Below are 22,284 nucleotides of genomic sequence, written 5' to 3' on the forward strand. Positions count from 1 at the left end.
ACCCGCCTCGTGCGGGGCTCGCGCCCTGTCGATCTCTGTGATCGGCAGGGCGTTTTGCCGACCGCAGGCGGCATACTCCAACGCGCTCCCATGAACATCATTTTTCGTTGCGATCCCGCATTGATCGACTTGCTGCCGCGCCCCGTGGCGGCCAAGGCGATGCTGCCGGACTGGTTGCGCCGGATGGCGCCGAGGGCAGAGTCGGCGGTGCACCAGCGCAGCATTCGCACCGTCAAGCAGTGCCCGCCCTTCGTCGACGCAATGACGCACGGCTTCATGTTGCTGCTGCCTTGCGACGTGACGGTGAAGGCGGGGCAGTTCAGCTGGGACTGGCCATTGCCCGCGCTGACCGTGCCCGGTCACCCGCGCGCGCCGCTCAGTTTTCATGTGCCCGAACAGATCGCCGGTTCACCGCTTGCGCACGGTGGGCGGTCGGCGCTCAAGTTCAACAGCTTCTGGACCGTCGAGCTCGATGCCGGCTGGTCGCTCATGGCGGTGCATCCGGTCAACCGCGACGACCTGCCGTTCAGGCTGGTGACAGGGCTCGTCGACGCCGATCGATTCAACGATGTCGGCATTAACTTCCCGGCGGTGTGGATCGATCCCGCGTTCGATGGCGTGTTGCCGCGTGGCATGCCGGTAGCCCAGTGCTACCCGGTACCGCGGGAGGTGATGACGTTGTCTTGCGAGGCGATGTCTGCCGAACGCGTCGCCGCCTACGAAACCGTCGCCACAAAAATCATGGCCGGGCCGGGCGTCTACCGCAAGGGCTATCGCAGCAAACGCGTGAGCTGAGTTGCCGGCTCATGTGGTGGTACCGCGTAGTGCGGCGCGCAAATCATCTAGGTTGAGCCAGAGACGGCCGGCACTCGGCGTCGACAGCGCATGCGCGATGCGCCCGAAAGTGTCTTCGCGCAAGTGGTACGCGCGGCCGTAGGCGTCCATGGCCTCGTCCATCCGGCCTGCCTCCTGCAGCACGATGCCGAGATTGACTTCAACTTCCGCCCGGGGCGGCGCCACGCGCAGCAGCTTCCGGAGCGCTTCGGCCGCACCGTCGAAGTCGCGCAAATCCTGCCGCACCAGCGCGAGTTCGAACCACGCCTTGCCGTTCGCCGGTGCCAGCGCAGCGGCCCGCGACAGCGCGTGCGCCGCGTCGGCAAGGCGGCCTTGCGCCCGCGCCACGCCGCCCGCTACGAGAAGCGACGGCGCATGGTCCGGGCGCGCCATCAAGCTGGCAGCGATGTGCCTGCGGGCGTCCTCCAGTTGGCCGGCGTCGAACTCCAGCTGGGCGAGCAACTGAAGCACCGCGGGGTGCGTGGGATGCGCAGTCAGCGCATGGTCGCAAATGACCCGTGCGCGGTCGGGTTGCCCGGCGTTGACATGAAGGATCGCGAGTTCGAGAAACTTCTCTGCGGGGACCGGTGGCGTGTCCATCGCTCAGTCGATCGCTTTGCGCAGGTTGCGCTTGGCCTGTGCTTCGCAGGCGGCGTGCATGCCGGGCGTGGTGTAGAGCGGATCGCGATCGAAAAAGTGCCGAAGGATATTTCGTCGGCGCGGTTCGAAAACCTCAGGCGGCACATGCGCGTATTCGGCACGGATCTGCCGCTCGTATTCGTCGAAGCGGTCGGTCTGCGCGCCGAGCACCGACAGGTCGATGTCGACAAGCAGCTTTGCATCGTGACCTTCCGGAACGGCATCGTGCCGGGTGGCCAGGATCAGCGAATGAATGCGAGCCGCAGCGTCGACCGAAACACCCGCGGCGATCAATGCGTCACGTGCCCAGTCGGCGCTGCGCTCTTCGTTGTCGTGAGCGTGCACGTCGTAGATTGCATCGTGAAACCACAGCGCCAGTGCGATCTCCGCGGGACGTTCCGCTGCATCCTTTTCGCGCTCGAACCAGGCGATGCATTCGGCCAGATGTTGCAGTGAGTGGTAGTGGCGCTGCGGCTCGGCCCATGCAGTCATCAGTGTTCCAAACAGGGCGGGGGAGGACGACAGGCCGAGCGTCGCCCAAGTCGCCCGCCAGTTCGCGAGCAGCGTGTCGTGGGTTTTTGCAGCGACGTCTTGCACGGGTCCCATCAGCGCATCGCCGCCTTGATCTCGTCGCCCAGTTCGAGCACCGACATCGCGTAGTAGCTGGACCAGTTGTAGCGCGTGATGGCGTAGAAGTTCTCCGTGCCGGCGACGTAGGTCGGCGCATCGCCGCCGTTCTGCAGTTCGATCAGTGCGAGCAATCCGGCGTACCGCGTCGCGTCGCCCTGAAGCACGCCACCGGCGGCGCTGAAGCTGTCTGCGCTGAAGGTCGGAAGGATGTCGGGCGCGAGCAAGATCGTCTTCTTGAGCCGCGTTTCATCGAAGCCGACCGGGAAGGTCGCGGGCCGCCCCGGCAACCAGTGGAACGCCTTGAAGTAGTTGGCGACGGAGCCGATCACATCGTCGGGGCTGTTGACCAGGTCGATGCGGCCATCGCCATCGAAATCGACCGCGTACTTGGCGATGCTGCTGGGCATGAACTGCGGCATGCCCATGGCGCCGGCGTAACTGCCGAGCGGCGCGAGCGGATCGGCAGCGGTGCGACTTTCGGTGCTCAAAAAGCTTTCGAGCTCGCCGCGAAAAAATGCCTGGCGCTCGGCTGCACGCGGATGGCCTTGCGGAAAGTCGAACGACAGCGTGGCCAGCGCATCGATCACACGGAAGCGACCCATATCGCGCCCGTAGATGGTCTCGACACCGATGATGCCGACGATGATTTCCGGCGGCACGCCGTAGGTCGCTTCGGCCCGTGCCAGCGTGTCGGCGTGGGCGCGCCAGAAGCGAACGCCGGCCGCGATGCGCACCGGGTCGATGAAGCGGCTGCGGTAGACGCGCCAGTTCTTCAGCGTGCCGACCGGCGCCGGCAGCATCAGCCGCGGCACGTTCGACAGATAGCGTGCGCTGCCGATGGTGGCGCGCACCCATTCGCGATCGAGGCCGCGCCGTGCGGCCACGTCGTCGGCGAACTGCATGGCGTCGTCGCGGTTCGCGTAGGGGATGCCGCCACGCACGACGGCCGGGCCTGTGGCAGCCGTCGTCGCGATCGTGCGCTTGGCCGGCGCCTTTTGCGCAGTCGCCGGCGTCGCGACGATGCAGGTGCCGAGCATGACGACGATAAAAGAAGTGAGCTTCAAAAGAGAACAGCGCATGCACCGATTGTGCCGGTGGCGCGCGCCCGTTCTTGGCGGGGACAACGCGCCTTCAGCGCGGCCAGGCGAGCCGTCGAAATTCGGCGCGCAGCCTGCGCAACTTGGCGGCTGCTTCCGAAGATGCCCGTGCATACCGTTGCGCTTCCAGCTTCAGCAGCCAGTCGTGCACTGCCTGCCCAGCAGCGCCGAAACGAGCGGTCGTCCGCAGCGCCATCTCCCGCGGTGGCGTCGCATCAGGAACATCGAGCCCGGCACGCTGCAATCGGTTGCGCGCCTGCCTGAGCAACCGGAGCCACGGATCGTGACTACGCCGTTCCCATAACGTCCACCCCGCGCCGATCAGGCTGGCGCCGATCAGCAGGTAAAGCAGTGCGTACGCCAGGTCTTCGAGGCTCGGCGCGTCGAAGCCGATGTTCTTCAGCAGGTTCAACTGCCGGCTCTGCGTGTAGTTGAGCACCCACTGGTTCCAGCCGTTGTTGAGGGCCTCCCACGTCGCGCGCATGTCGATCGCGAAGGTCGGAGCCATCGCGCTGATCGCACCTGCAAACAGACCGGGTGTGGGCGCCAATCGCTGCAACCGCCCGACGCGGCCCGGCGACACCGCACCGGTCGGGTCGACGCGCTGCCAGCCGATGCCTTCTTGCCAGACTTCGGCCCACGCATGGGCGTCGCTGTTGCGCAGGACCCAGTAGTCGTCGATGGTGTTGAACTCCCCGCCCTGGTAGCCGGTGACGATGCGCGCCGGAACGCCGAGCGCCCGCATCAGGATGACGAAAGACGAGGCGATGTGCTCGCAGAAGCCTTCCTTGCGGTCGAACCAGAACTCGTCGGCCGTTTCATTGCCGTAGATGCCGGGGTCGAGCGTGTAGGTGTAGCCGCCGGTGCGCAGACGTTCGAGCACCGCACGCACGAACGCGGGCGTGTCGGCGCCGGCCAGTGCGGGGTCGCTGCGCATCTGCGCGGCCAGCGCGACCGTGCGCGGGTTCGAGCCGTTAGGCAAAGCTTGGTAAGCCTGCAAAGAAGCAGTGCGCTGCAACGGACCGCTGGAGAACTGCGTGTAGCTTTCGGCGCGGTATCGCACGAGGTCGTTCAACGCGCGGTTGGCGAACCACTGCAGGTCGGACGTGCCCGTCACCTCGATACCGGCTGGCACCCGTGGTGCGCTCGCCGCGGCATCCAGCGTCAGCAGCCAGGGCCGATTGCTGGCTTCGAGCGTGACCTCGTAGCGCACGGGCGCGCCTTGCACACGCAGGTTGGGTTGCAGCGCGCCGCGCGCCCACGGCGGCAGGGCGGTCCATTCGCGGCCATCGAACTGCGCCAGTACCGGTCCCCGAAAGTACATGTCGCGCTGCGCGGGCACGGCACCGTCGAACTTGATGCGCGCCGCGATGGTGTCGTCGAGCGCCAGTTGCGCGATGGTGCCGACCCGCATGGTGTTCGATAAGCCGCTGCGTCCCGCCATCGCATCGCCGGGCGTGCCCCACAACGGCGCCAGTCGCGGGAACAGCAGGAACAACGCCAGCATGATCGGCGCACCGGCCAGCGCCATCCAGCCGGCGGTCTTGGCGGCCTGCGTCAACGGCGGACGACCGACCGGCATGTGCGCATTCACCAGCGCCGTCAGCAGGCCGAGCAGCGCGACGAGCATCGTCACCGCGGTCATCAGCGACTGCGAATAGAAGAAGTTGGTGAGCATCGCGAAGAAGCTCAAGAAGAAGATGACGAAGGCATCGCGTTGTGCGCGCAGCTCCAGCGTCTTGAGCGCCAGCAGCACGACGACCAGCGTGACGCCGGCATCGCGACCGAGCAACGTGCGATGCGTGGCGAAGGTGGCGATCAGCGTGACCGCGAGCAGGGCAGCGCGCCACCAGCGGCCGGGCAGCGGCCGTGCCTGCACGGCCAGCGTGCCGCGCCACAGCAGCACGGCGGCGGTGAGACCGGTGCACCACCACGGCAGATTGCCGATTTGCGGCAGCACCACGATGCCGATGACCAGGAGCAAAAACAACGTGTCCCGGGCGTCGCGCGGCAGGGCGGCGAGTCGCTTCAGCATGTCGCCAGCACCTCCAGGCAAGCGCGGCGGTGCGCTTCCCCTTGCGATGGCTTGAGCGTGCGGCCGGCCACGCGCAGGCCGTAGTCGACGCCGAGCCGATCGGCCATCGACACCCAGGCGCACAGGCGCGACAGGCGGGCTTCGAGATCGGGCAGTCCGGTGGCTTCCGCATCGAGCCACAGCTCTTCGCGCTGGGCCTGTTGCGCGTCGCGGCTCACCAGGTCTTCCGAGCCGGCAGCTTGGGCTTTGGCCGCCTTCTTCCAGACCACCAGCTTGAGCGGATCGCCACGCCGGTATGCGCGCACGCCGTCGTATTCGCCCGCGCCTTGCGAGCGCAGCAGTGCGGCCGAAGCGGCCTGGCCGGACAATGCCTCGCCGGGCGGCAGCGGCGGCGGATGCAACTCCGGCGCCGGGTACACCAGCATTTGCGCGGCGGGGCGCCATACAGTCCAGACGCGAAAGGTGCCGAGCGGAAAGCGTGTCTCTGCAGTCAGCGGCGGCACTGGATGCAGCCCGCGCGTTTCCGGCTGGAAGGCGATCTCGACGGTCGCGCTGCCTTCGGCAGGCACATCGGTCCAGGCCCACTGCCCGCTGCCGCGCACCGCCATGCCAATGCCGTAGCGCACCGAACGTCGCGCGTTGTGCAGCACCACGCGAAACACCGCAGCCGCCCTGGCGTACTGTGCCTCGGGTGCGATCAGGTGCATCGACAGGCCGCGCAGCGTGGCGTGGGAAACATGCATCCCGACGCCGACGCTGCCGGCCAGCAAAAAGGTCAGCAGGTAGCCAAGGTTGAGCTGGTAATTGATGGAGGCGATCAGCAGCACCAGTAGCGTCGCGCCGAGCATCCAGCCGGCGCGCGTCGGCACGATGTAGACGTTGCGCTGTGTCAGCTCGAGCGTGTCCGACGGCGGGCGGCGCGACAGGAACCAGCGGTCGATGCGGCCCCGCAGCGCCGCGACAGGGTTCATGGAAGTGGGACCGCCGCGATCATCGCGCGCACCTGTTCGACCGAGCCGCGACCGGCATCGCCGACCGGCGTCAGCCGATGCGCGATCGTTTGTGGCAACACCGCCTGCACGTCGTCCGGCGCCACATAGTCGCGATTGGCCAGCAGCGCCTGCGCCTTGGCCGCGCGCAGCACCGCGATGCCGGCGCGCGGGGACAGGCCTTGCAAGAACCAACGGCCATTACGGGTTGCAGCGATCAGGTCCTGCACGTAGTTGAGCAGAGCTTCGGCCGCATGCACCTGCTGCACCTTTTGCTGGAGTGCGGTGAGTTCGCCCGGTGTGAGCAACGCCGGCAAGCCGCTGAGCATCTCGCGGCGGTCGGTACCGGCCAGCAACAGCCGCTCGGCGGCGCGGTCGGGATAGCCGAGCGAGATCCGCATGAGAAAGCGGTCGAGTTGCGACTCGGGCAAGGCGAACGTGCCGAGCTGGTCGTGCGGGTTCTGCGTGGCGATGACGAAGAAGGGCGTTGGCAAAGGGCGCGTTTCGCCTTCCACCGTCACCTGCTTTTCTTCCATCGCTTCGAGCAGCGCGCTTTGGGTCTTGGGGCTGGCACGGTTGATTTCGTCGGCCAGCAGCACCTGCGCGAAGATGGGTCCGGGATGGAACACAAAGGCCTGTTGCGTGCGGTCGTAGATCGCCACGCCGGAAAGGTCGCCCGGCATCAGGTCGGCGGTGAACTGCACGCGTGAAAAATGCAGCCCGAAGGTGTGCGACAGCGCATGGGCGAGGGTGGTTTTGCCCACGCCCGGCACGTCCTCGATCAGCAGGTGCCCGCCCGCCAAAAGGCATGCCACGCAGTCCTTGACCTGGGCCTCTTTGCCCACAATCACCGTGTTAAGCTGACTCAGAAGACTGGCGAGCTTCGCGGCGACGTCCATTTTTGTATCCATATGCAAACAATACCGTAAGGTCCAACAGCCCCGTGCTGAACGAGGCTTCGGCGGGCGACAGAGACATGGGAAAAACCGGTTACTTCATTCATCGCGACTTCTGGAAGCACGAGATGGGCCGGGGTCATCCCGAATGCCCCGAGCGGCTCGACGCCATCGAAGACCGGCTCCTCGCCAGCGGCGTTGCCGATGCGCTCGAACGCTGCGAAGTCCCGCTGGCCACGCTGCCGCAAATCACCCGGGCGCACAGCGTCGCGCACCTCGAACATCTTGAAGAGTTGAGTCAGCGGCTGATAGCCGATGCGCCCGCAGGCGGCCCGGACCACGCGCCGATCGACCCTGACACATCGCTCAACAAGTTCACCGTGCTGGCCGCGCGCCGCGCTGCCGGCGCTGTCATCGCCGCCACCGACGCGGTGATTTCGGGCGAACTTGAAAACGCTTTTTGCGCCGTGCGCCCGCCCGGTCACCACGCCTGCCACGACAAGGCGATGGGATTCTGTTTTTTGAACAACGTCGCGATCGCTGCGCGCCACGCGATCGAGGTGCACGGCCTGAAGCGCGTCGCCATCGTCGACTTCGACGTGCACCACGGCAATGGCACGGAAGACATCCTGTCGAACGATCCGCACGTGCTGATGGTCGGCATCTTTCAGCACCCCTTCTATCCGTTCAGCGGCGCCGAGCATCCGGCCGCCAACATGCTCAACCTGCCGGTGCCCGCCTACACCAAGGGCATGGATGTGCGCGAGCTGATAGAGATGATGTGGATTCCGCGGCTCGAAGAATTCCAGCCCGAGATGATCTTCATCAGTGCCGGTTTCGATGCGCACCGCGAAGACGATCTCGGCCAGCTGGGCCTGAACGAAAACGACTTTGCCTGGATCACCGGACGGGTGCGCGATATCGCCAAGCGCTATTCCAAGGGCCGCATCGTGTCGATGCTCGAAGGCGGCTACAGCCTCGACGCGCTGGCCCGCAGCGTTGAAGCGCACGTGCGGGTTTTGGCTGACCTGTGACCGCGGACTTGTGACCAGCGCGTGAAGATGGGGTCGATGGATTTCAGCCAGTTCTCCGAGCGCCTGTCGCAGGTCGATCCGCGCAGTGTCGCGATCGAAGTGGCCGTGCTGGTCGGATGCGTCGCGCTGGCATGGATCGTGTGCCGCTGGTTCGGCCGCGACCAGCCCAAGGATTCGATCTGGTTCGGCGAGCGTCTCTGGGACGGGTTGCTGTTCCCGCTGCTGGCATTGCTCTTTTGCGATCTGGCACGGCGCGGTGCGGCGAGCTTTCTGCCGGTGGTCGTGCTTCGCATCGCCGTGCCGGTGTTCCTGTCGCTCGTCGCCATTCGGCTTTTCGCGCGGGTGCTGCGGGCCGTGTTCCCGACGTCGGCGCTGGTGCGGCTGGCCGAGCGAACCATCTCGTGGATCGCCTGGATCGCAGCGGTGCTGTGGATCGTCGGGCTGCTGCCGCCGGTGCTGGCCGAACTCGATGCAATCTCGCTGGACTTCGGCAAAACGCACGTCAGCGTGCGGACAATTCTGGAAGGCATCTTCTGGGCCGGCGTGGTGATGGTGATCGCGCTGTGGATTGCCGCCACGATCGAAAAACGCATCCTGCGCGAGGCGGTATCCGATCTTTCGATGCGCAAAGTGGCATCGAACGCGGTGCGCGCTGCGTTGCTGCTGGTCGGTCTGCTGTTCGCGTTGTCGGCGGTCGGGGTCGACCTCACTGCGCTGTCGGTGCTGGGTGGTGCGGTCGGCGTCGGCCTGGGCTTCGGCTTGCAGAAGCTCGCAGCCAATTACGTGAGTGGTTTCGTCATCCTGCTGGAGCGCTCGATCCGCATCGGCGACAACGTCAAGGTCGACGGTTTCGAAGGTCGCATCACTGACATCAAGACGCGCTACACGTTGGTGCGCGCCGCCAATGGGCGCGAGTCGATCGTGCCGAACGAAACGCTCATCACCAGCCGGGTCGAAAACCTGTCGATCTCCGATATGAAGTTCAACATCACGACCAACATCGTGGTGGGCTACAAGAGCGACGTTGCGCAGGTGCAGGGCATCTTGTGCGATGCGGCCAAGGCGCAGGCACGCGTCTTGAGCGAGCCGGTGCCGATTGCCTACCTGGTCAACTTCGCGCCCGACGGATTGGAGTTCAGCCTGAATTTCTGGGTCGCCGACCCGGAGAAGGGCAAGGACAACGTGCGCTCCGCCATCAACATCGCGATGCTCGAAGGTCTGCGCGTTGCGCATATCGACATTCCGTTTCCGCAGCGCGTGGTGCGCGTCGAATCTTTGCCGACCGCGCCATCGGCAGGTGCTTTGCCCGAACGCGGCACTCGCCTATAATCACATAAAAGCACGATCGTTCGTTTTTGTGTCCTGCCCACCTGCACGGTGGGGTCGGGTGATCGATATGAACAGTCCACGCAGAGGTCGCCGCCTAGAATGTTTGGCTGCCCTGCTGCACACCGGTTTCGTAAATCCAATGGAGTCAAACCAATGAAGGTTCTGGTACCCGTCAAACGCGTCGTCGACTACAACGTCAAGGTCCGCGTCAAATCCGACGGCAGCGGCGTGGACATCGCCAACGTCAAGATGAGCATGAACCCCTTCGACGAGATCGCCGTCGAAGAAGCGGTCCGCCTCAAGGAAAAAGGCATCGTCACCGAAGTCATCGCCGTCTCCTGCGGTGACGTCAAGTGCCAGGAAACCCTGCGCACCGCCATGGCCATCGGCGCCGACCGTGCCATCCTGGTCGAGACCACCGCCGAACTGCAGCCCCTGGCGATCGCCAAGCTCCTCAAAGCCCTGGTCGACAAGGAGCAGCCGCACCTCATCATCCTGGGCAAGCAGGCCATCGACGACGATGCCAACCAGACCGGCCAGATGCTCGCGGCTCTGGCCGACCTGCCGCAGGCTACCTTCGCCTCCAAGGTCGACCTGGCCGCCGACAAAGTCACCGTCTCGCGTGAAATCGACGGCGGCATGGAAACCCTCACCCTGAACCTGCCGGCCGTCATCACGACAGACCTGCGCTTGAACGAGCCGCGCTACGTCACCCTGCCCAACATCATGAAGGCCAAGAAGAAGACGCTGGACGTCTTCAAGCCGGAAGACTTGGGTGTCGACGTCACCCCCCGCCTGAAGACCCTGAAGGTCTCGGAGCCGCCCAAGCGCGGTGCCGGCATCAAGGTGGCCGACGTAGCCGCCCTGGTCGACAAACTGAAAAACGAAGCGAAGGTGATCTGAACATGACCGCATTAGTTATTGCCGAACACGACCACGCCACCATCAAGCCGGCGACCCTCAACACCGTCACCGCGGCCATTGCCTGCGGTGGCGAGGTGCACATCCTGGTGGCGGGCGCCAATGCCGCCGAAGCCGGCAAAGCCGCCGCCCAGATCGTGGGCGTCGCCAAAGTCATCGTGGCCGACAGCGCCAGCCTGGCCGAGAACCTGGCCGAGAACGTTGCAGCGCAGGTGCTGGCGATCGCCGGCAATTACAGCCACATCCTGTTCCCGTCGACCGCCAACGGCAAGAACGTGGCGCCGCGCGTCGCCGCCAAGCTGGATGTCGCCCAGATCAGCGACATCACCAAGGTCGATGCGCCGGACACCTTCGAGCGGCCGATCTATGCGGGCAATGCGATTGCCACGGTGCAGTCGAGCGACAAGACCATCGTCATCACCGTGCGTACCACCGGCTTCGATGCCGCAGCCGCGACCGGTGGCAGTGCCACCATCGAAACCGCCGAAGGCGTGGCCGACAGCGGCAAGAGCGCCTTCGTCGGCCGGGAAGTGACCAAGAGCGAGCGCCCTGAACTGACTGCCGCCAAGATCATCGTCTCCGGGGGCCGGGCCCTGGGCAGTGCCGAGAAGTTCCAGGAGATCATGGCACCGCTGGCGGACAAGCTCAATGCGGGCCTGGGAGCCAGCCGGGCTGCCGTGGATGCAGGCTACGCGCCCAACGACTGGCAAGTGGGCCAGACCGGCAAGATCGTGGCGCCGCAGCTGTACATCGCCGCCGGTATCTCGGGGGCCATTCAGCACTTGGCCGGCATGAAGGACTCCAAGGTGATCGTGGCGATCAACAAGGACGAAGAGGCGCCGATCTTCTCGGTGGCCGACTACGGGCTGGTTGCCGACCTGTTCGTGGCCGTGCCTGAATTGGTCAAGGCGCTTTGAGTTTGCGCAACGTCGGGTAAGTCATTCAAGGGCATCGTTCGCGATGCCCTTCCTGTATCTGGAGACAAAGACATGAGCTACATCGCACCGATCAAGGACATGTTGTTCGACATCGAACATCTGGCCGCCATCGCAGAAATCGCAGAAATGCCCGGCTTCGAAGACGCCGGCCTGGAGACGGCGCAGGCCGTGCTCGAAGAATGCGCCCGGTTCAACCAGGACGTGATCGCGCCGCTGAACGTGGCGGGCGACCGCAATCCGTCGTCGTTCAAGGACGGCGTCGTCACGACCACGCCGGGCTTCAAAGAAGCCTTTGCGCAGTACGCGGCTGGCGGCTGGCAGGGCCTGCAGCATCCGCTCGCCTTTGGCGGTCAGGGCTTGCCGAAAACCATCGGCGCAGCCTGCGGCGAGATGCTGAACTCCGCCAACATGAGCTTCGCGCTGTGCCCATTGCTCTCCGATGGCGCGACCGAAGCACTGCTGACCGCCGGCTCCGAAGCGCTGAATGCGATCTATCTGGAAAAGCTTATCAGCGGGAAGTGGACCGGCACCATGAACCTGACCGAGCCGCAAGCCGGCAGCGATCTGGCGATGGTGCGCAGCCGTGCCGAGCCGCAACCCGACGGCACGTACAAGGTCTTCGGCACCAAGATCTACATCACGTACGGCGAGCACGATATGGCAGAGAACATCGTCCACCTCGTGCTGGCACGCGTGGTCGGTGCGCCCGAAGGCGTGAAGGGCATCAGTCTCTTCGTCGTGCCGAAGTTCATGGTGAACAAAGATGGGTCGCTCGGCGAACGCAACGACGTGCACTGCGTCAGCATCGAACACAAGCTCGGCATCAAGGCCAGCCCGACCGCCGTGCTCCAGTACGGCGATCACGGCGGCGCTGTCGGCTACATCGTCGGCCAGGAGAACCGAGGCCTCGAGTACATGTTCATCATGATGAACTCGGCTCGCTACGCCGTCGGCATGCAGGGCATCGCCATCGCCGAGCGCGCCTATCAGCACGCGGTGGCCTACGCCAAAGACCGCGTGCAAAGTCGACCAGTCGATGGCTCGATGAACGCCAGCGCGCCGATCATTCATCACCCCGACGTCAAGCGCATGCTGATGACGATGCGTGCGTACACCGAAGGGTGCCGTGCGATGGCCAGCGTGGCCGCGGCCGCCTACGACGCTGCGCATCACCATCCCGATGCGGACACGCGCAAGCAGAACACCGCTTTCTACGAATTCCTGGTGCCGCTGATCAAGGGCTACAGCACCGAGATGAGCCTGGAAGTGACGTCGCTTGGCGTGCAGGTGCACGGCGGCATGGGCTTCATCGAGGAGACGGGCGCCGCGCAGTACTACCGCGACGCCAAGATCCTGACGATCTACGAAGGCACGACCGCCATCCAGGCGAACGACCTGGTCGGCCGCAAGACGGCGCGCGATGGCGGCCAGACAGCCAGGGCGATCGCCGCACAAATCGAGAAGACCGAAGCTGAACTCGCCAAGCGCGACAGCGCCGATGGCGCCGCCGTCTTGAAGCGCCTGAAGGCTGCGCGCGAAGCCTTTGTCGAAGTCGTCGGCTTCGTGGCGACCAATACCAAGGCATCGCCTAACGCGGTGTTTTCGGGCAGCGTGCCGTACCTGATGCTGGCCGGCAACCTGATGGCGGGCTGGCAACTGGCGCGCTCGCTCATCGCGGCCGAAGACCTGATGAAGGCCGGCACCGACGTGGCTTTCATGAAAGCCAAGATCGCCACCGCGCGCTTCTATGCAGAGCACATCCTGAACAAGGTGCCTGCGGTACGCGACAGCATCGTCGACGGCGCCGACAGCGTGACCGCGCTGGCGCTCGAGTCCTTCTGACTCTCGACTTCTGAACCCGACTTTCCGACCCTGATTCAATAACTTCAAAAAGACAACAGACCATGTCGAAACTGCCACCTGTGCTTGCGAACCTGCCGCTGCCCATCATCGGCTCGCCGCTTTTCATCATCAGCACACCGAAGCTCGTCATCGCGCAGTGCAAGGCAGGCGTGGTCGGTTCGATGCCGGCGCTGAACGCGCGTCCGGCGGCGCAGCTCGAAGAGTGGTTGATCGAAATCACCGAGGAACTCGCGGCCTACAACAAGGCCAACCCGGACAAGCCGGCCGCACCTTTCGCCATCAACCAGATCGTGCACAAGAGCAACGACCGGCTCGATCACGACATGGAAATGGTCGTGAAGTACAAGGTGCCGATCGTCATCACCTCGCTCGGCGCGCGCACCGATGTCAACGAAGCCATCCACAGCTACGGCGGTGTCGTGCTGCACGACATCATCAACAACAAGTTCGCGAAGAAGGCGATCGAGAAGGGCGCAGACGGCATCATCGCCGTGGCCGCAGGTGCCGGTGGCCATGCGGGCGTCAAGAGCCCGTTCGCGCTCATCCAGGAAATCCGCCAGTGGTTCGACGGCCCGATTGCGTTGTCGGGCTCCATTGCCACCGGCGGCGCGGTGCTGGCGGCGCAAGCCATGGGTGCCGATTTCGCCTACATCGGCACCGCCTTCATCGCGACCGAAGAAGCGCGTGCCAGCGACGAATACAAGCAGGCGATCGTCGACGGCAGCTCCGACGACATCGTCTATTCGAACCTTTTCACCGGCGTGCATGGCAACTACCTGGCGCCGAGCATCGTGGCCGCCGGCATGGACCCGGCCAACCTGCCCGAAGGCGATGTCACGACGATGAACTTCGCATCCGGCGATGGCAGTAAAGCCAAAGCGTGGAAAGACATCTGGGGTTCGGGTCAGGGCATCGGTGCCGTGACGGAGGTCGGCACGGCCGCCATGTTCGTAGAAAAGCTCAAGCGTGAATATGCCGAGGCAAGGGCCCGCCTGTCGCTCTGACATGCCGGACCCGGTGGACGTGTCGACGGTGGAGGACCGCGCGGCGCGCATTCCGCTGCTCGACGCTGTCAAGGGACTGGCGTGCCTGGTCATCGTCGGCCATCACCTGGCGCGCTACGGGCCGATGTCCGAAGTCGCGTTTCCGTTGGCGCCTGCGCTCATTCACTGGTTGTCTACCGATGGGCGCCTGGCCGTACAGGTGTTCCTGGTCATTGCCGGTTTTCTGACTGCTGGCAGCATGGCCCCGGCAGTGCAGCTGAACGCCGGCAGGCCGCTGGAACGTATTGCGCGGCGCTACCTGCGGCTGATCATCCCGTACCTCGCAGCGCTCATCGTCAGCGTGGTCGTGGCCGCGATCGCAAGGCCCTTGCTACAGGACGACGCGGTTCCGGGTGCACCCAACTTGATGCAGCTGCTGGCGCATGGATTGCTGCTGCAGGATCTGCTCGGCTACGACGCTTTGTCGGCCGGTGTGTGGTACGTGGCGATCGACTTCCAGTTGTTCGCGCTGTCGCTGGCCGCGGTTGGCTTGGCGGCATGGGTCGAGCGGCACTGGCGTCGCGGCATCGGAGACGCGCAGGACATTGAAGACATGAGCAACATATCCGACAGCGTCGCGCGTTCGTTGCGTGCACATTGGATCGCCGTGGTGATCGTGTTCGGCCTCGCCACCAGTTCCCTCGTTTTTTTCAATCTGCACGCTGAACTCGACGCGACGGCGCTTTATTTTTTCGGCGCTTATGGTTTGGGGATGTTGACGTTCTGGATCGGTTGCGCCGACCGGTCCGACAAACACGGCAGTCGGGCAGCATGGCGTGCCGGCTTTCTCCTGTTGGTGTTGCTCGGCGTATCGGCATTGGCGTTCGAGTGGCGCAGCCGCATCGCCATTGCGCTCATGACTTCGCTCGCGATAGCGGGAGCGCAGCGTTTGCATTGGCTGAAGTCGTCTGCATGTCCGGCGTGGGCGCGGCCGCTCGCACAACTCGGACGCATGTCGTACTCCCTGTTCCTGATTCACTTTCCAGTGATCCTGCTGGTCAGCGCGGTGGTCAGCCATTGGGCGCCAGCCGCCCCCTGGATCGACGCAGCGGGCATGGTCGCGGCCCTCGCACTCTCGCTGGCGGCAGCGTGGGTTCTCTATCGCCGCATCGAGTTGCGCCCCGCGAGCTGGCGCGCCGTGCTCGCGCTGTTCGCCGGGCTGCTGGTCTGCGGCTTCCTCGTTTCGCTCTGAGCCGCGAGCACCGCCGGCAACGCCGGTGTCCACACGCAGCGCTGGCCGATCTCTGGTCCTTTTCTTGACACAGATCAATTCGGCCTTCTAGGCACGGTTGCGTCTCGCAGGCACAGCGGGCAACCTCACGGCACGGACTGGCGTAGTCAACGAGCGCCGGGGATGTTGTGCAACGTTCAGCAATGGCTGAAACTAAAAAGAACATGAAGAAGATGGGATCTGCCTCGGCTGTGCCGACTCCCGCCGCCCAGGCGCCCTCGCTGCGATTCTTCGCGGCGACCGGCGTGGGCGGTGTGTTGCAGGCGGCGGCGGCGTTGCTCTGGTTGCCTCAGGCGGCGTTGCTGGCCGGGGCGGTTCAGCGCATGTCGCAAACAGTCGGCCATCGAGGCGATACCGATGTCGCAGGTTTCGCGATCGCAGCGCATTCCGGGTCATGGACCGAGTTGCTGTCCCCTGCGCTGTCCGCTGTGCTTGCGCCGGCGCTCGGCATCTTGGCGATCGGCCTGCTGCGCGCGCTCCTGGACGCGTGGGGCACGCGCCAGCTCTTCGGCAAAGCGCGCGCCCATCTGTCGACTTTGCGTGCACGGGCCGCGGCGGCGTTAGCGAGCGGCTCACCGCTCGACCGCCATCGGCCCGCCTCCGGTGCCGCCGCCAGCGTGATCGCCGAGCAGGCCGAGGCGCTCATGCCGTATCTCGTGCGCTATCAGCCGGTGCGTCTGCGCGTCACGCTCGTGCCGTTGGTGATTCTTCTCGTGGTCGCGAGCCTCTCTTGGGTCGCCGCGCTGGTGTTGCTCGTTGCGGCGCCATTGATCCCCGTGTTCATGGCACTCGTCGGCTGGCGCGCCCGCGCCGCCAGCGAGGCGCAGATGGTCGAGATGGGCAGCATGAACGCCTTCCTGCTCGACCGGCTGCGCGGCCTTGCCACGCTGCGTGCGCTCGGCGCTGTCGACCGCACGGCCGAGCGGCTCGGCGACGCCGCGCAATCGCTGCGTCGCCGCACGATGGCCGTGCTGCGCATCGCGTTCCTGTCGTCGGCGGTACTCGAACTTTTCTCGGCGCTCGGCGTCGCGATGGTCGCGGCGTACGTTGGGTTCCACTTGCTGGGCACACTCCATTTCGGCACATGGGGCAGGCCGCTCGGCTTGGGGCAAGGCCTCTTCGTGCTGCTGCTGGCGCCAGCGTTTTTCGAGCCGCTGCGTGAGCTTTCGGCCGTTTGGCACGACCGTGCTGCCGGCGAGGCGGCATTGCAGGCGCTCACGGCGTTGGGTAACGGCACCGTGCGGTTGCCCGGCGCCGTCGTATCCATGAGCGCTCTCGCAGCCGATCCTGCGCCGGTCCGGGCGATCCATGCAGTGACCGCGGCCAATGCAGCTTCCAGCACCACGAGCGTCAATGGCAAGGCATCGTCACCGCATTCCTCGCCGTCCGTCGTCGTGCGCCATTTGCACTTCACACACGCCGGCGAGGCGACACTTTTTTCCGACATCAATCTGCGGGTCGCACCGGGCGAACACGTCGCCTTGATGGGCGAGAGCGGTGCCGGCAAGACGGCGCTGTTGTCGTTGCTGGCTGGCCTGCTGCCGGCCGACAGCGGCGACATCGTCATCGGCGGCATTGTGCTGACAGACCGCAGCGTCGGCGCGCTGCGCCAGCGTATCGGCTGGATGGGCCAGCGGCCGCATGTGTTCGCGGGCTCCGTGCAAAGCAACGTCGGCCTCGGTCGCATCGGCGTCGATGCAGCGCGCATCGAAACCGCGCTCGGCTTCGCGGGCCTCGCCGATGTGGCGCAAGCCCGATTGGGTGTTGCGCTGGGCGAGGGCGGCGGTGGACTTTCGGGTGGTGAGGCGGTGCGGCTGGCGCTGGCGCGTGTCGTGGTGAATGCGGGCGTCGATCTGCTGCTCGTCGATGAGCCGACAGCCCACCTCGACACCGAAACCGCGCTGCGCGTGACCGATGCGCTGATGGCGCTGGCGCGCGGCAAGACTCTGATCGTTGCGACGCATGACCCGGTGCTGGCCGCGCGTCTGGATCGCGTGGTCAGCCTGGGCGCAGCCGACAATTTTGAAGTGCGCGAAGTCGTGAGGGAAGCCGCATGAGCACCGCCCGCAAGGATCGCATCAGTCTGATCCTGCGCCCCTTTCTTGCCACCCAACCCCGCGCATTGCTGCTCGGCGCTCTGCTTGCTGCAATCACCGTGCTCACCGGCATGGCGCTGCTCGGCCTCTCCGGCTGGTTCATCACCGCGACGGCGCTGGCCGGTGCCAACGTCGCGACCGCGTTCATGTTCGACGTCTTCATGCCTTCGGCCGGCATCCGCTTGCTGGCGGTCGGCCGCACGGCCTCGCGCTACGGCGAGCGACTGGTCACGCACGACGCGACCTTCGCCGTGCTGGCGGCGTTGCGCGTGCAGCTGTTCCGCGGCTGGGCGCGTGCCGGTGCCGCGCGCGAGTTGCTGATGCGCCCATCGCGTGTGCTGTTCAGGCTGACCTCGGACATCGACGCGCTCGAGTCTTTGTATTTGCGGCTCGTCGTGCCCGCGATCGCGGCATTGGGCGCTGCGGTGCTGGCCGGCGTCGTCCTCGGCTTCATGCACATTGGCCTGGGCATCGCGCTAGCGGTATGGCTCGTCGCAAGTGGTTGGGGCATCGCCTTCGTCGTGGCGCGTCGTGCACGCCGGCCATCGGTGCAACGTGCGCATGCGATCGAAGTGCTGCGTGCACGCGCCGTCGATCTTGTCGCCGGGCAGAGCGACCTCATCATGGCCGGCCGCATCGACACGCAGAAGGTAGTGCTCGCCGACGCTGACCGACGCCTGGCCGCCGCCGACCTTGCGTTGAACAGGCTCGAAGCCAATGTCGGCGCCGCCTACGGCATGGCCGGCACGATCAGCCTGGTCACGGTCTTGCTGGCGGTCGGCGCATTGGTCGGCGAAGGCCGCATCGGTGCACCTGCGGCAGCACTCGCGCTGCTGGTCGCGCTCACTGCGGTCGAGCCTTTTTCTGCGATGCGGCGCGGTGCGCTGGATGCCGGTCGCACCTGGCTGGCCGTGCGGCGGCTTGCACCGCGGATGGCACTGGACGATGTGCAGTCAGCGCGGTTCTCTTCGGACTCGATCGCGCCTATCGGTGCCGAGTTGTCCGCCGCCGCCGCCGCCGCCTCGCTGACGAGCGGCATCGCATTGCGCTTCCACGAAATCACCGCTGCGCATTCCAGGGCCGGCTCGGCCGTCTTGCACGGCGTGTCGCTGCGCATCGACGTCGGCGAGCGCGTTGCGCTGATCGGCCCCAGCGGCGCCGGCAAGTCCACGCTGCTCGCCATCGCGGCCGGCGAGTTGACGCCACGCTCCGGCACCGTTGCGACGCTGCCTGCCTGCCTGCTCACGCAACGCACCGAACTGTTCCAGGACAGCCTGCGCGACAACCTGCGCCTCGCTGATTCTTCAGCCGACGACGCTCGCCTCTGGCGCGCGCTCGAAGCGGCAGGCCTCGCACACGACATTCGCGCCACCGCTGCAGGCCTGGACACGCGACTCGGCGAAGGCGGTCTCGGCCTGTCGGGTGGCCAGTCGCGCCGGCTCGCGCTCGCGCGGCTGTTGCTTCGCCCCACGGACTTCTGGCTGCTCGACGAGCCGACCGAAGCGCTCGATACAGACATCGCACGTGACGTGCTGCAGCGCCTTGCGCAACACGCCGGACCGCGCACCGTACTCATCGCCACGCACCTGCGCCGCGAGGCCGCGCTGGCCGATCGACTGGTCCGCATGGAAGCCGGCCACATCGTCGCCGACCTGCGCCGTGGCACCCCCGGTTTCGAAGCGGCGCTGCGTGCGCTGCGCCCCGATTGAAGAAGAAAGAGAAAAGGAAACCCCATGGACTTCGACATCGTTGCACTGTCCCGATTGCAGTTCGCCGCCACGGCGCTTTATCACTTCCTGTTCGTGCCCCTCACGCTCGGGCTGTCGATCATCCTGGCCATCATGGAGACCGTCTACGTGATGACGGGCCGCGCGATCTGGCGCGACATGACCAAGTTCTGGGGCGTGCTGTTCGGCATCAACTTCGCGATGGGCGTCGCTACCGGGGTGGTTATGGAGTTTCAGTTCGGCATGAACTGGAGCTACTACAGCCACTATGTCGGCGACATCTTCGGCGCGCCACTGGCCATCGAAGGACTGATGGCGTTCTTCCTCGAAGCGACCTTCGTCGGTCTGTTCTTCTTTGGCTGGGACAAGCTCTCCAAGGTCGGCCATCTGACGACGACCTGGGCCGTCGCCATCGGCTCCAACTTCTCGGCGTTGTGGATTTTGATCGCCAACGGCTGGATGCAGAACCCGGTCGGCGCAGCCTTCAATCCGCAGACGATGCGGATGGAAGTGGTCGACTTCTTCGCGGTGCTGACCAACCCGGTGGCGCAAGCCAAGTTCGTGCACACGGTGTCGGCCGGCTACATCTGCGCGTCGGTCTTCGTGCTCGGCGTCTCGGCGTGGTACCTGCTCAAAGGGCGCCACATCGAACTGGCCAAGCGCTCGATGACGGTGGCTGCGTCCTTCGGTCTGGCGGCGGCGCTGTCGGTCGTCGTGCTGGGTGATGAGAGCGGCTACCTGTCGAGCGAGCACCAGAAGATGAAGCTGGCCGCCATCGAAGGCATGTGGGAAACCAAGCCTGCGCCGGCTGCCTTCACTGTCTTCGGCTTCCCCGACCAAGCCGCCCGCGAGACGCACTACGCGCTGCACATCCCGGCAGTGATGGGACTCATCGGCACCCGGTCGCTCGATACGGTGATCCCGGGCATCGACGAACTCGTGAAGCGCGCCGAGGTCCGCATCCGCGAAGGCATCAAAGCCTACGACGCGCTGCAGCAGATTCGCGCGGCTGGCAGCACGCAGACCGTGTCGCAAGGCGTGCGCGACACCTTCGAGAACAACGCACCCGAACTCGGTTACGCCTTGCTCTTGAAGCGCTACGTCGACGACCCGAGGCAAGCGACCGACGAGCAGATTTCCAAAGCTGCATGGGACACCGTGCCGCAGGTGCTGCCGTTGTTCTGGCTGTTCCGCATCATGGTCGGCATCGGCATGTTGCTGATCGCGTTGACCGCGACGTTCTTCGTGCTGTCGGCGCGCCGCAGGCTCGGCGACCACCGCTGGTTGCTTAAGGTTGCCGTGTGGTCGATCCCGCTGCCCTGGATTGCCATCGAGGCCGGCTGGCTCGTGGCCGAATTCGGGCGCCAACCGTGGGTCATCGAAGGCGTGTTGCCGACGGCGGTCGCAGTGTCGGACCTCGGCGTGAAGACCTTGCTGCTCACCATCTTCGGCTTCATCGCGCTGTACACGGTGCTGCTGGTCATCGAGGTCAAGCTGATGCTCAAGGCGATCCGCAAGGGGCCTGAGCATGAGCATGCGCCCGACGTCGGCGAATCGCACCAGCGCATCGTGCCGGTCGCCCACTTTCCTCTTGCTTCAGCGGAGTAAAAAATGACCCTCACCCAACTCATCGACTACGACACGCTGCGCCTGATCTGGTGGGCACTGATCGGCGTGCTGCTGATCGGCTTCGCGGTGACCGACGGCTTCGACCTGGGCACCGGCATGCTGCTGCCGTTTGTCGGACGCAACGACCTGGAGCGCCGCGTCGTCATCAACAGCGTCGGCCCCGTGTGGGAGGGCAACCAGGTGTGGTTGATCCTCGGCGGTGGCGCTATTTTCGCGGCCTGGCCGCAGCTTTACGCGGTGTCGTTCTCGGGCTTCTACCTGGCGATGTTCGTGATTCTTTCAGCGCTGATCCTGCGGCCGGTGGCTTTCAAATTTCGCAGCAAGCGCGAAGAGCCGGCGTGGCGTGCGCGCTGGGACTGGGTGCTGTTCTTCAGCGGTGCCGTGCCTGCGCTGATCTTCGGCGTGGCAATCGGCAATGTGCTGCAAGGCGTGCCGTTCCGATTCTCCGACGACATGCACATCCTGTACGACGGCACCTTCTTCGGCCTGCTGAATCCGTTCGCTTTGCTTTGCGGGCTGGTGTCGGTGGCGATGCTCGTGACGCACGGTGCTGCGTGGCTCACGCTCAAGACCTCGGGCGTCGTGTCGGAACGTGCGCGGCTCTACGGCATGGTGTCGGCGCTGGCGACCATCGCGCTCTATGCGCTGGCCGGCATCCTGCTGGCATCGTTCATCGGTGGCTACCGCATCACCAGCATGATCGACACGGTCGGGCCATCGAACCCGATGCTGAAGACGGCGGAGTTGCACGCGGCCGCATGGCTCGTCAACTACACCGCGCATCCGTGGACGATGCTCGCGCCGCTGGCCGGCTTCATCGGTGCGGCAGGGGCTTTGGTCGGACTGGCGTTGCGCCGACCGGCGCTCGCACTGCTGACCGCCGCGCTCGCCATTGCCGGCATCATCGCCAGCGTGGGAGCATCGATGTTCCCGTTCATCCTGCCGTCCTCGATCGACCCGCGCGCCAGCCTCACCGTGTGGGATTCGTCGTCGAGCCACATGACGCTTTTCATCATGCTGGTCGTGACCTGCATCTTCATTCCCATCATCGTGGCGTACACGACCTGGGTCTATCACGTGCTCTGGGGCAAGGTCGACGAAGTCGCGATCCGCCAAGAGACCGGCCACGCCTACTGACCCGAGCGAGGAACAAACGATGTGGTACTTCTCCTGGATTCTCGGACTGCCGCTGGCGGCCGCCTTTGCCGTGCTCAATGCCATGTGGTACGAGCTGATGGACGACGACGCGATTCGGCGTGAAAAGCTCGATACGCCGGAGCCTTCGCACAATCAGGAACGGCTTTAGGCGCAGCCGAGGGCGGTGGGTGGCCCCTGCAGCGAAGTAAAGGAGGA

The 22,284-nt window shown here is 65.4% G+C and carries 19 protein-coding genes; 13 read left to right on the forward strand and 6 right to left on the reverse strand.

All coding sequences use genetic code 11. The annotated features are described in order from the left end of the window. Positions 1 to 90 precede the first annotated feature (90 nt). Positions 91 to 795: a hypothetical protein gene (locus QN413_RS23760; protein ID WP_323499071.1), complete on the forward strand. Its 705-nt coding sequence runs from the start codon at positions 91 to 93 to the stop codon at positions 793 to 795. A 9-nt stretch (positions 796 to 804) separates the two neighbouring features. Here the strand turns inward: QN413_RS23760 and QN413_RS23765 are convergent, their stop codons facing one another. The 6 genes from QN413_RS23765 to QN413_RS23790 all read right to left on the reverse strand — a co-directional run bounded on the left by QN413_RS23765 (position 805) and on the right by QN413_RS23790 (position 7,123). Next, the gene (locus tag QN413_RS23765; protein WP_323499073.1) at positions 805 to 1,434 is read right to left on the reverse strand and encodes a tetratricopeptide repeat protein; all 630 of its coding nucleotides are present in this window, start codon (positions 1,432 to 1,434) and stop codon (positions 805 to 807) included. Between the two features lie 3 nt (positions 1,435 to 1,437). After that, the gene (locus QN413_RS23770) at positions 1,438 to 2,079 is read right to left on the reverse strand and encodes an N-methyl-D-aspartate receptor NMDAR2C subunit (RefSeq protein ID WP_323499074.1); all 642 of its coding nucleotides are present in this window, start codon (positions 2,077 to 2,079) and stop codon (positions 1,438 to 1,440) included. Further along, a complete protein-coding gene (gene mltB / locus QN413_RS23775) occupies positions 2,079 to 3,140 on the reverse strand; it encodes a lytic murein transglycosylase B (RefSeq protein WP_416352239.1) in 1,062 nt (353 codons plus the stop codon). Before mltB ends, QN413_RS23770 begins: the two co-directional genes overlap by 1 nt. 94 nt (positions 3,141 to 3,234) lie before the next feature. Next, on the reverse strand, positions 3,235 to 5,235 hold the full coding sequence (locus tag QN413_RS23780; protein WP_323499078.1) for a DUF3488 and transglutaminase-like domain-containing protein: 2,001 nt from the start codon (positions 5,233 to 5,235) through the stop codon (positions 3,235 to 3,237). After that, positions 5,229 to 6,206, reverse strand: a complete 978-nt coding sequence (locus QN413_RS23785; protein WP_323499079.1) for a DUF58 domain-containing protein — start codon at positions 6,204 to 6,206, stop codon at positions 5,229 to 5,231. Before QN413_RS23785 ends, QN413_RS23780 begins: the two co-directional genes overlap by 7 nt. After that, positions 6,203 to 7,123: a MoxR family ATPase gene (locus tag QN413_RS23790; protein ID WP_323499080.1), complete on the reverse strand. Its 921-nt coding sequence runs from the start codon at positions 7,121 to 7,123 to the stop codon at positions 6,203 to 6,205. The genes QN413_RS23785 and QN413_RS23790 overlap by 4 nt, the downstream gene beginning before the upstream one ends. A gap of 77 nt (positions 7,124 to 7,200) precedes the next feature. Between QN413_RS23790 and QN413_RS23795 the strand changes: the two genes are divergently transcribed. The 12 genes from QN413_RS23795 (at position 7,201) to cydX (ending at position 22,237) form a co-directional block, all read left to right on the forward strand. Then, positions 7,201 to 8,154 (forward strand): histone deacetylase family protein, encoded by a 954-nt coding sequence (locus tag QN413_RS23795; RefSeq protein ID WP_323499081.1) that lies wholly within the window; start codon positions 7,201 to 7,203, stop codon positions 8,152 to 8,154. 36 nt (positions 8,155 to 8,190) lie between these two features. Then, positions 8,191 to 9,483, forward strand: coding sequence for a mechanosensitive ion channel family protein (locus tag QN413_RS23800; protein ID WP_323499082.1), 1,293 nt, complete (start codon positions 8,191 to 8,193; stop codon positions 9,481 to 9,483). A 153-nt stretch (positions 9,484 to 9,636) separates the two neighbouring features. Then, complete coding sequence (locus QN413_RS23805; protein ID WP_323499083.1) at positions 9,637 to 10,386, forward strand: electron transfer flavoprotein subunit beta/FixA family protein; 750 nt, start codon at positions 9,637 to 9,639, stop codon at positions 10,384 to 10,386. A 2-nt stretch (positions 10,387 to 10,388) separates the two neighbouring features. Beyond that, positions 10,389 to 11,321, forward strand: a complete 933-nt coding sequence (locus QN413_RS23810; protein WP_323499084.1) for an electron transfer flavoprotein subunit alpha/FixB family protein — start codon at positions 10,389 to 10,391, stop codon at positions 11,319 to 11,321. Between the two features lie 72 nt (positions 11,322 to 11,393). Further along, on the forward strand, positions 11,394 to 13,184 hold the full coding sequence (locus tag QN413_RS23815) for an acyl-CoA dehydrogenase (protein ID WP_323499085.1): 1,791 nt from the start codon (positions 11,394 to 11,396) through the stop codon (positions 13,182 to 13,184). A 62-nt stretch (positions 13,185 to 13,246) separates the two neighbouring features. Continuing rightward, positions 13,247 to 14,209 (forward strand): nitronate monooxygenase family protein, encoded by a 963-nt coding sequence (locus tag QN413_RS23820; RefSeq protein ID WP_323499086.1) that lies wholly within the window; start codon positions 13,247 to 13,249, stop codon positions 14,207 to 14,209. Position 14,210: 1 nt separating this feature from the next. Further along, a complete protein-coding gene (locus QN413_RS23825; protein ID WP_323499087.1) occupies positions 14,211 to 15,440 on the forward strand; it encodes an acyltransferase family protein in 1,230 nt (409 codons plus the stop codon). Between the two features lie 182 nt (positions 15,441 to 15,622). Continuing rightward, on the forward strand, positions 15,623 to 17,536 hold the full coding sequence (gene cydD, locus QN413_RS23830) for a thiol reductant ABC exporter subunit CydD (protein WP_323499088.1): 1,914 nt from the start codon (positions 15,623 to 15,625) through the stop codon (positions 17,534 to 17,536). Next, positions 17,533 to 19,284, forward strand: coding sequence for an amino acid ABC transporter ATP-binding/permease protein (locus tag QN413_RS23835; protein WP_323499089.1), 1,752 nt, complete (start codon positions 17,533 to 17,535; stop codon positions 19,282 to 19,284). Before cydD ends, QN413_RS23835 begins: the two co-directional genes overlap by 4 nt. A 24-nt stretch (positions 19,285 to 19,308) precedes the next feature. Next, positions 19,309 to 20,910: a cytochrome ubiquinol oxidase subunit I gene (locus tag QN413_RS23840; protein ID WP_323499091.1), complete on the forward strand. Its 1,602-nt coding sequence runs from the start codon at positions 19,309 to 19,311 to the stop codon at positions 20,908 to 20,910. Positions 20,911 to 20,913: 3 nt separating this feature from the next. After that, positions 20,914 to 22,068, forward strand: a complete 1,155-nt coding sequence (gene cydB, locus QN413_RS23845; protein WP_323499093.1) for a cytochrome d ubiquinol oxidase subunit II — start codon at positions 20,914 to 20,916, stop codon at positions 22,066 to 22,068. Between the two features lie 19 nt (positions 22,069 to 22,087). Beyond that, positions 22,088 to 22,237: a cytochrome bd-I oxidase subunit CydX gene (gene cydX / locus QN413_RS23850; RefSeq protein ID WP_323499094.1), complete on the forward strand. Its 150-nt coding sequence runs from the start codon at positions 22,088 to 22,090 to the stop codon at positions 22,235 to 22,237. Positions 22,238 to 22,284 lie beyond the last annotated feature (47 nt).

Source organism: Variovorax sp. LG9.2 (assembly GCF_035018885.1).
GTDB lineage: Bacteria > Pseudomonadota > Gammaproteobacteria > Burkholderiales > Burkholderiaceae_C > Variovorax.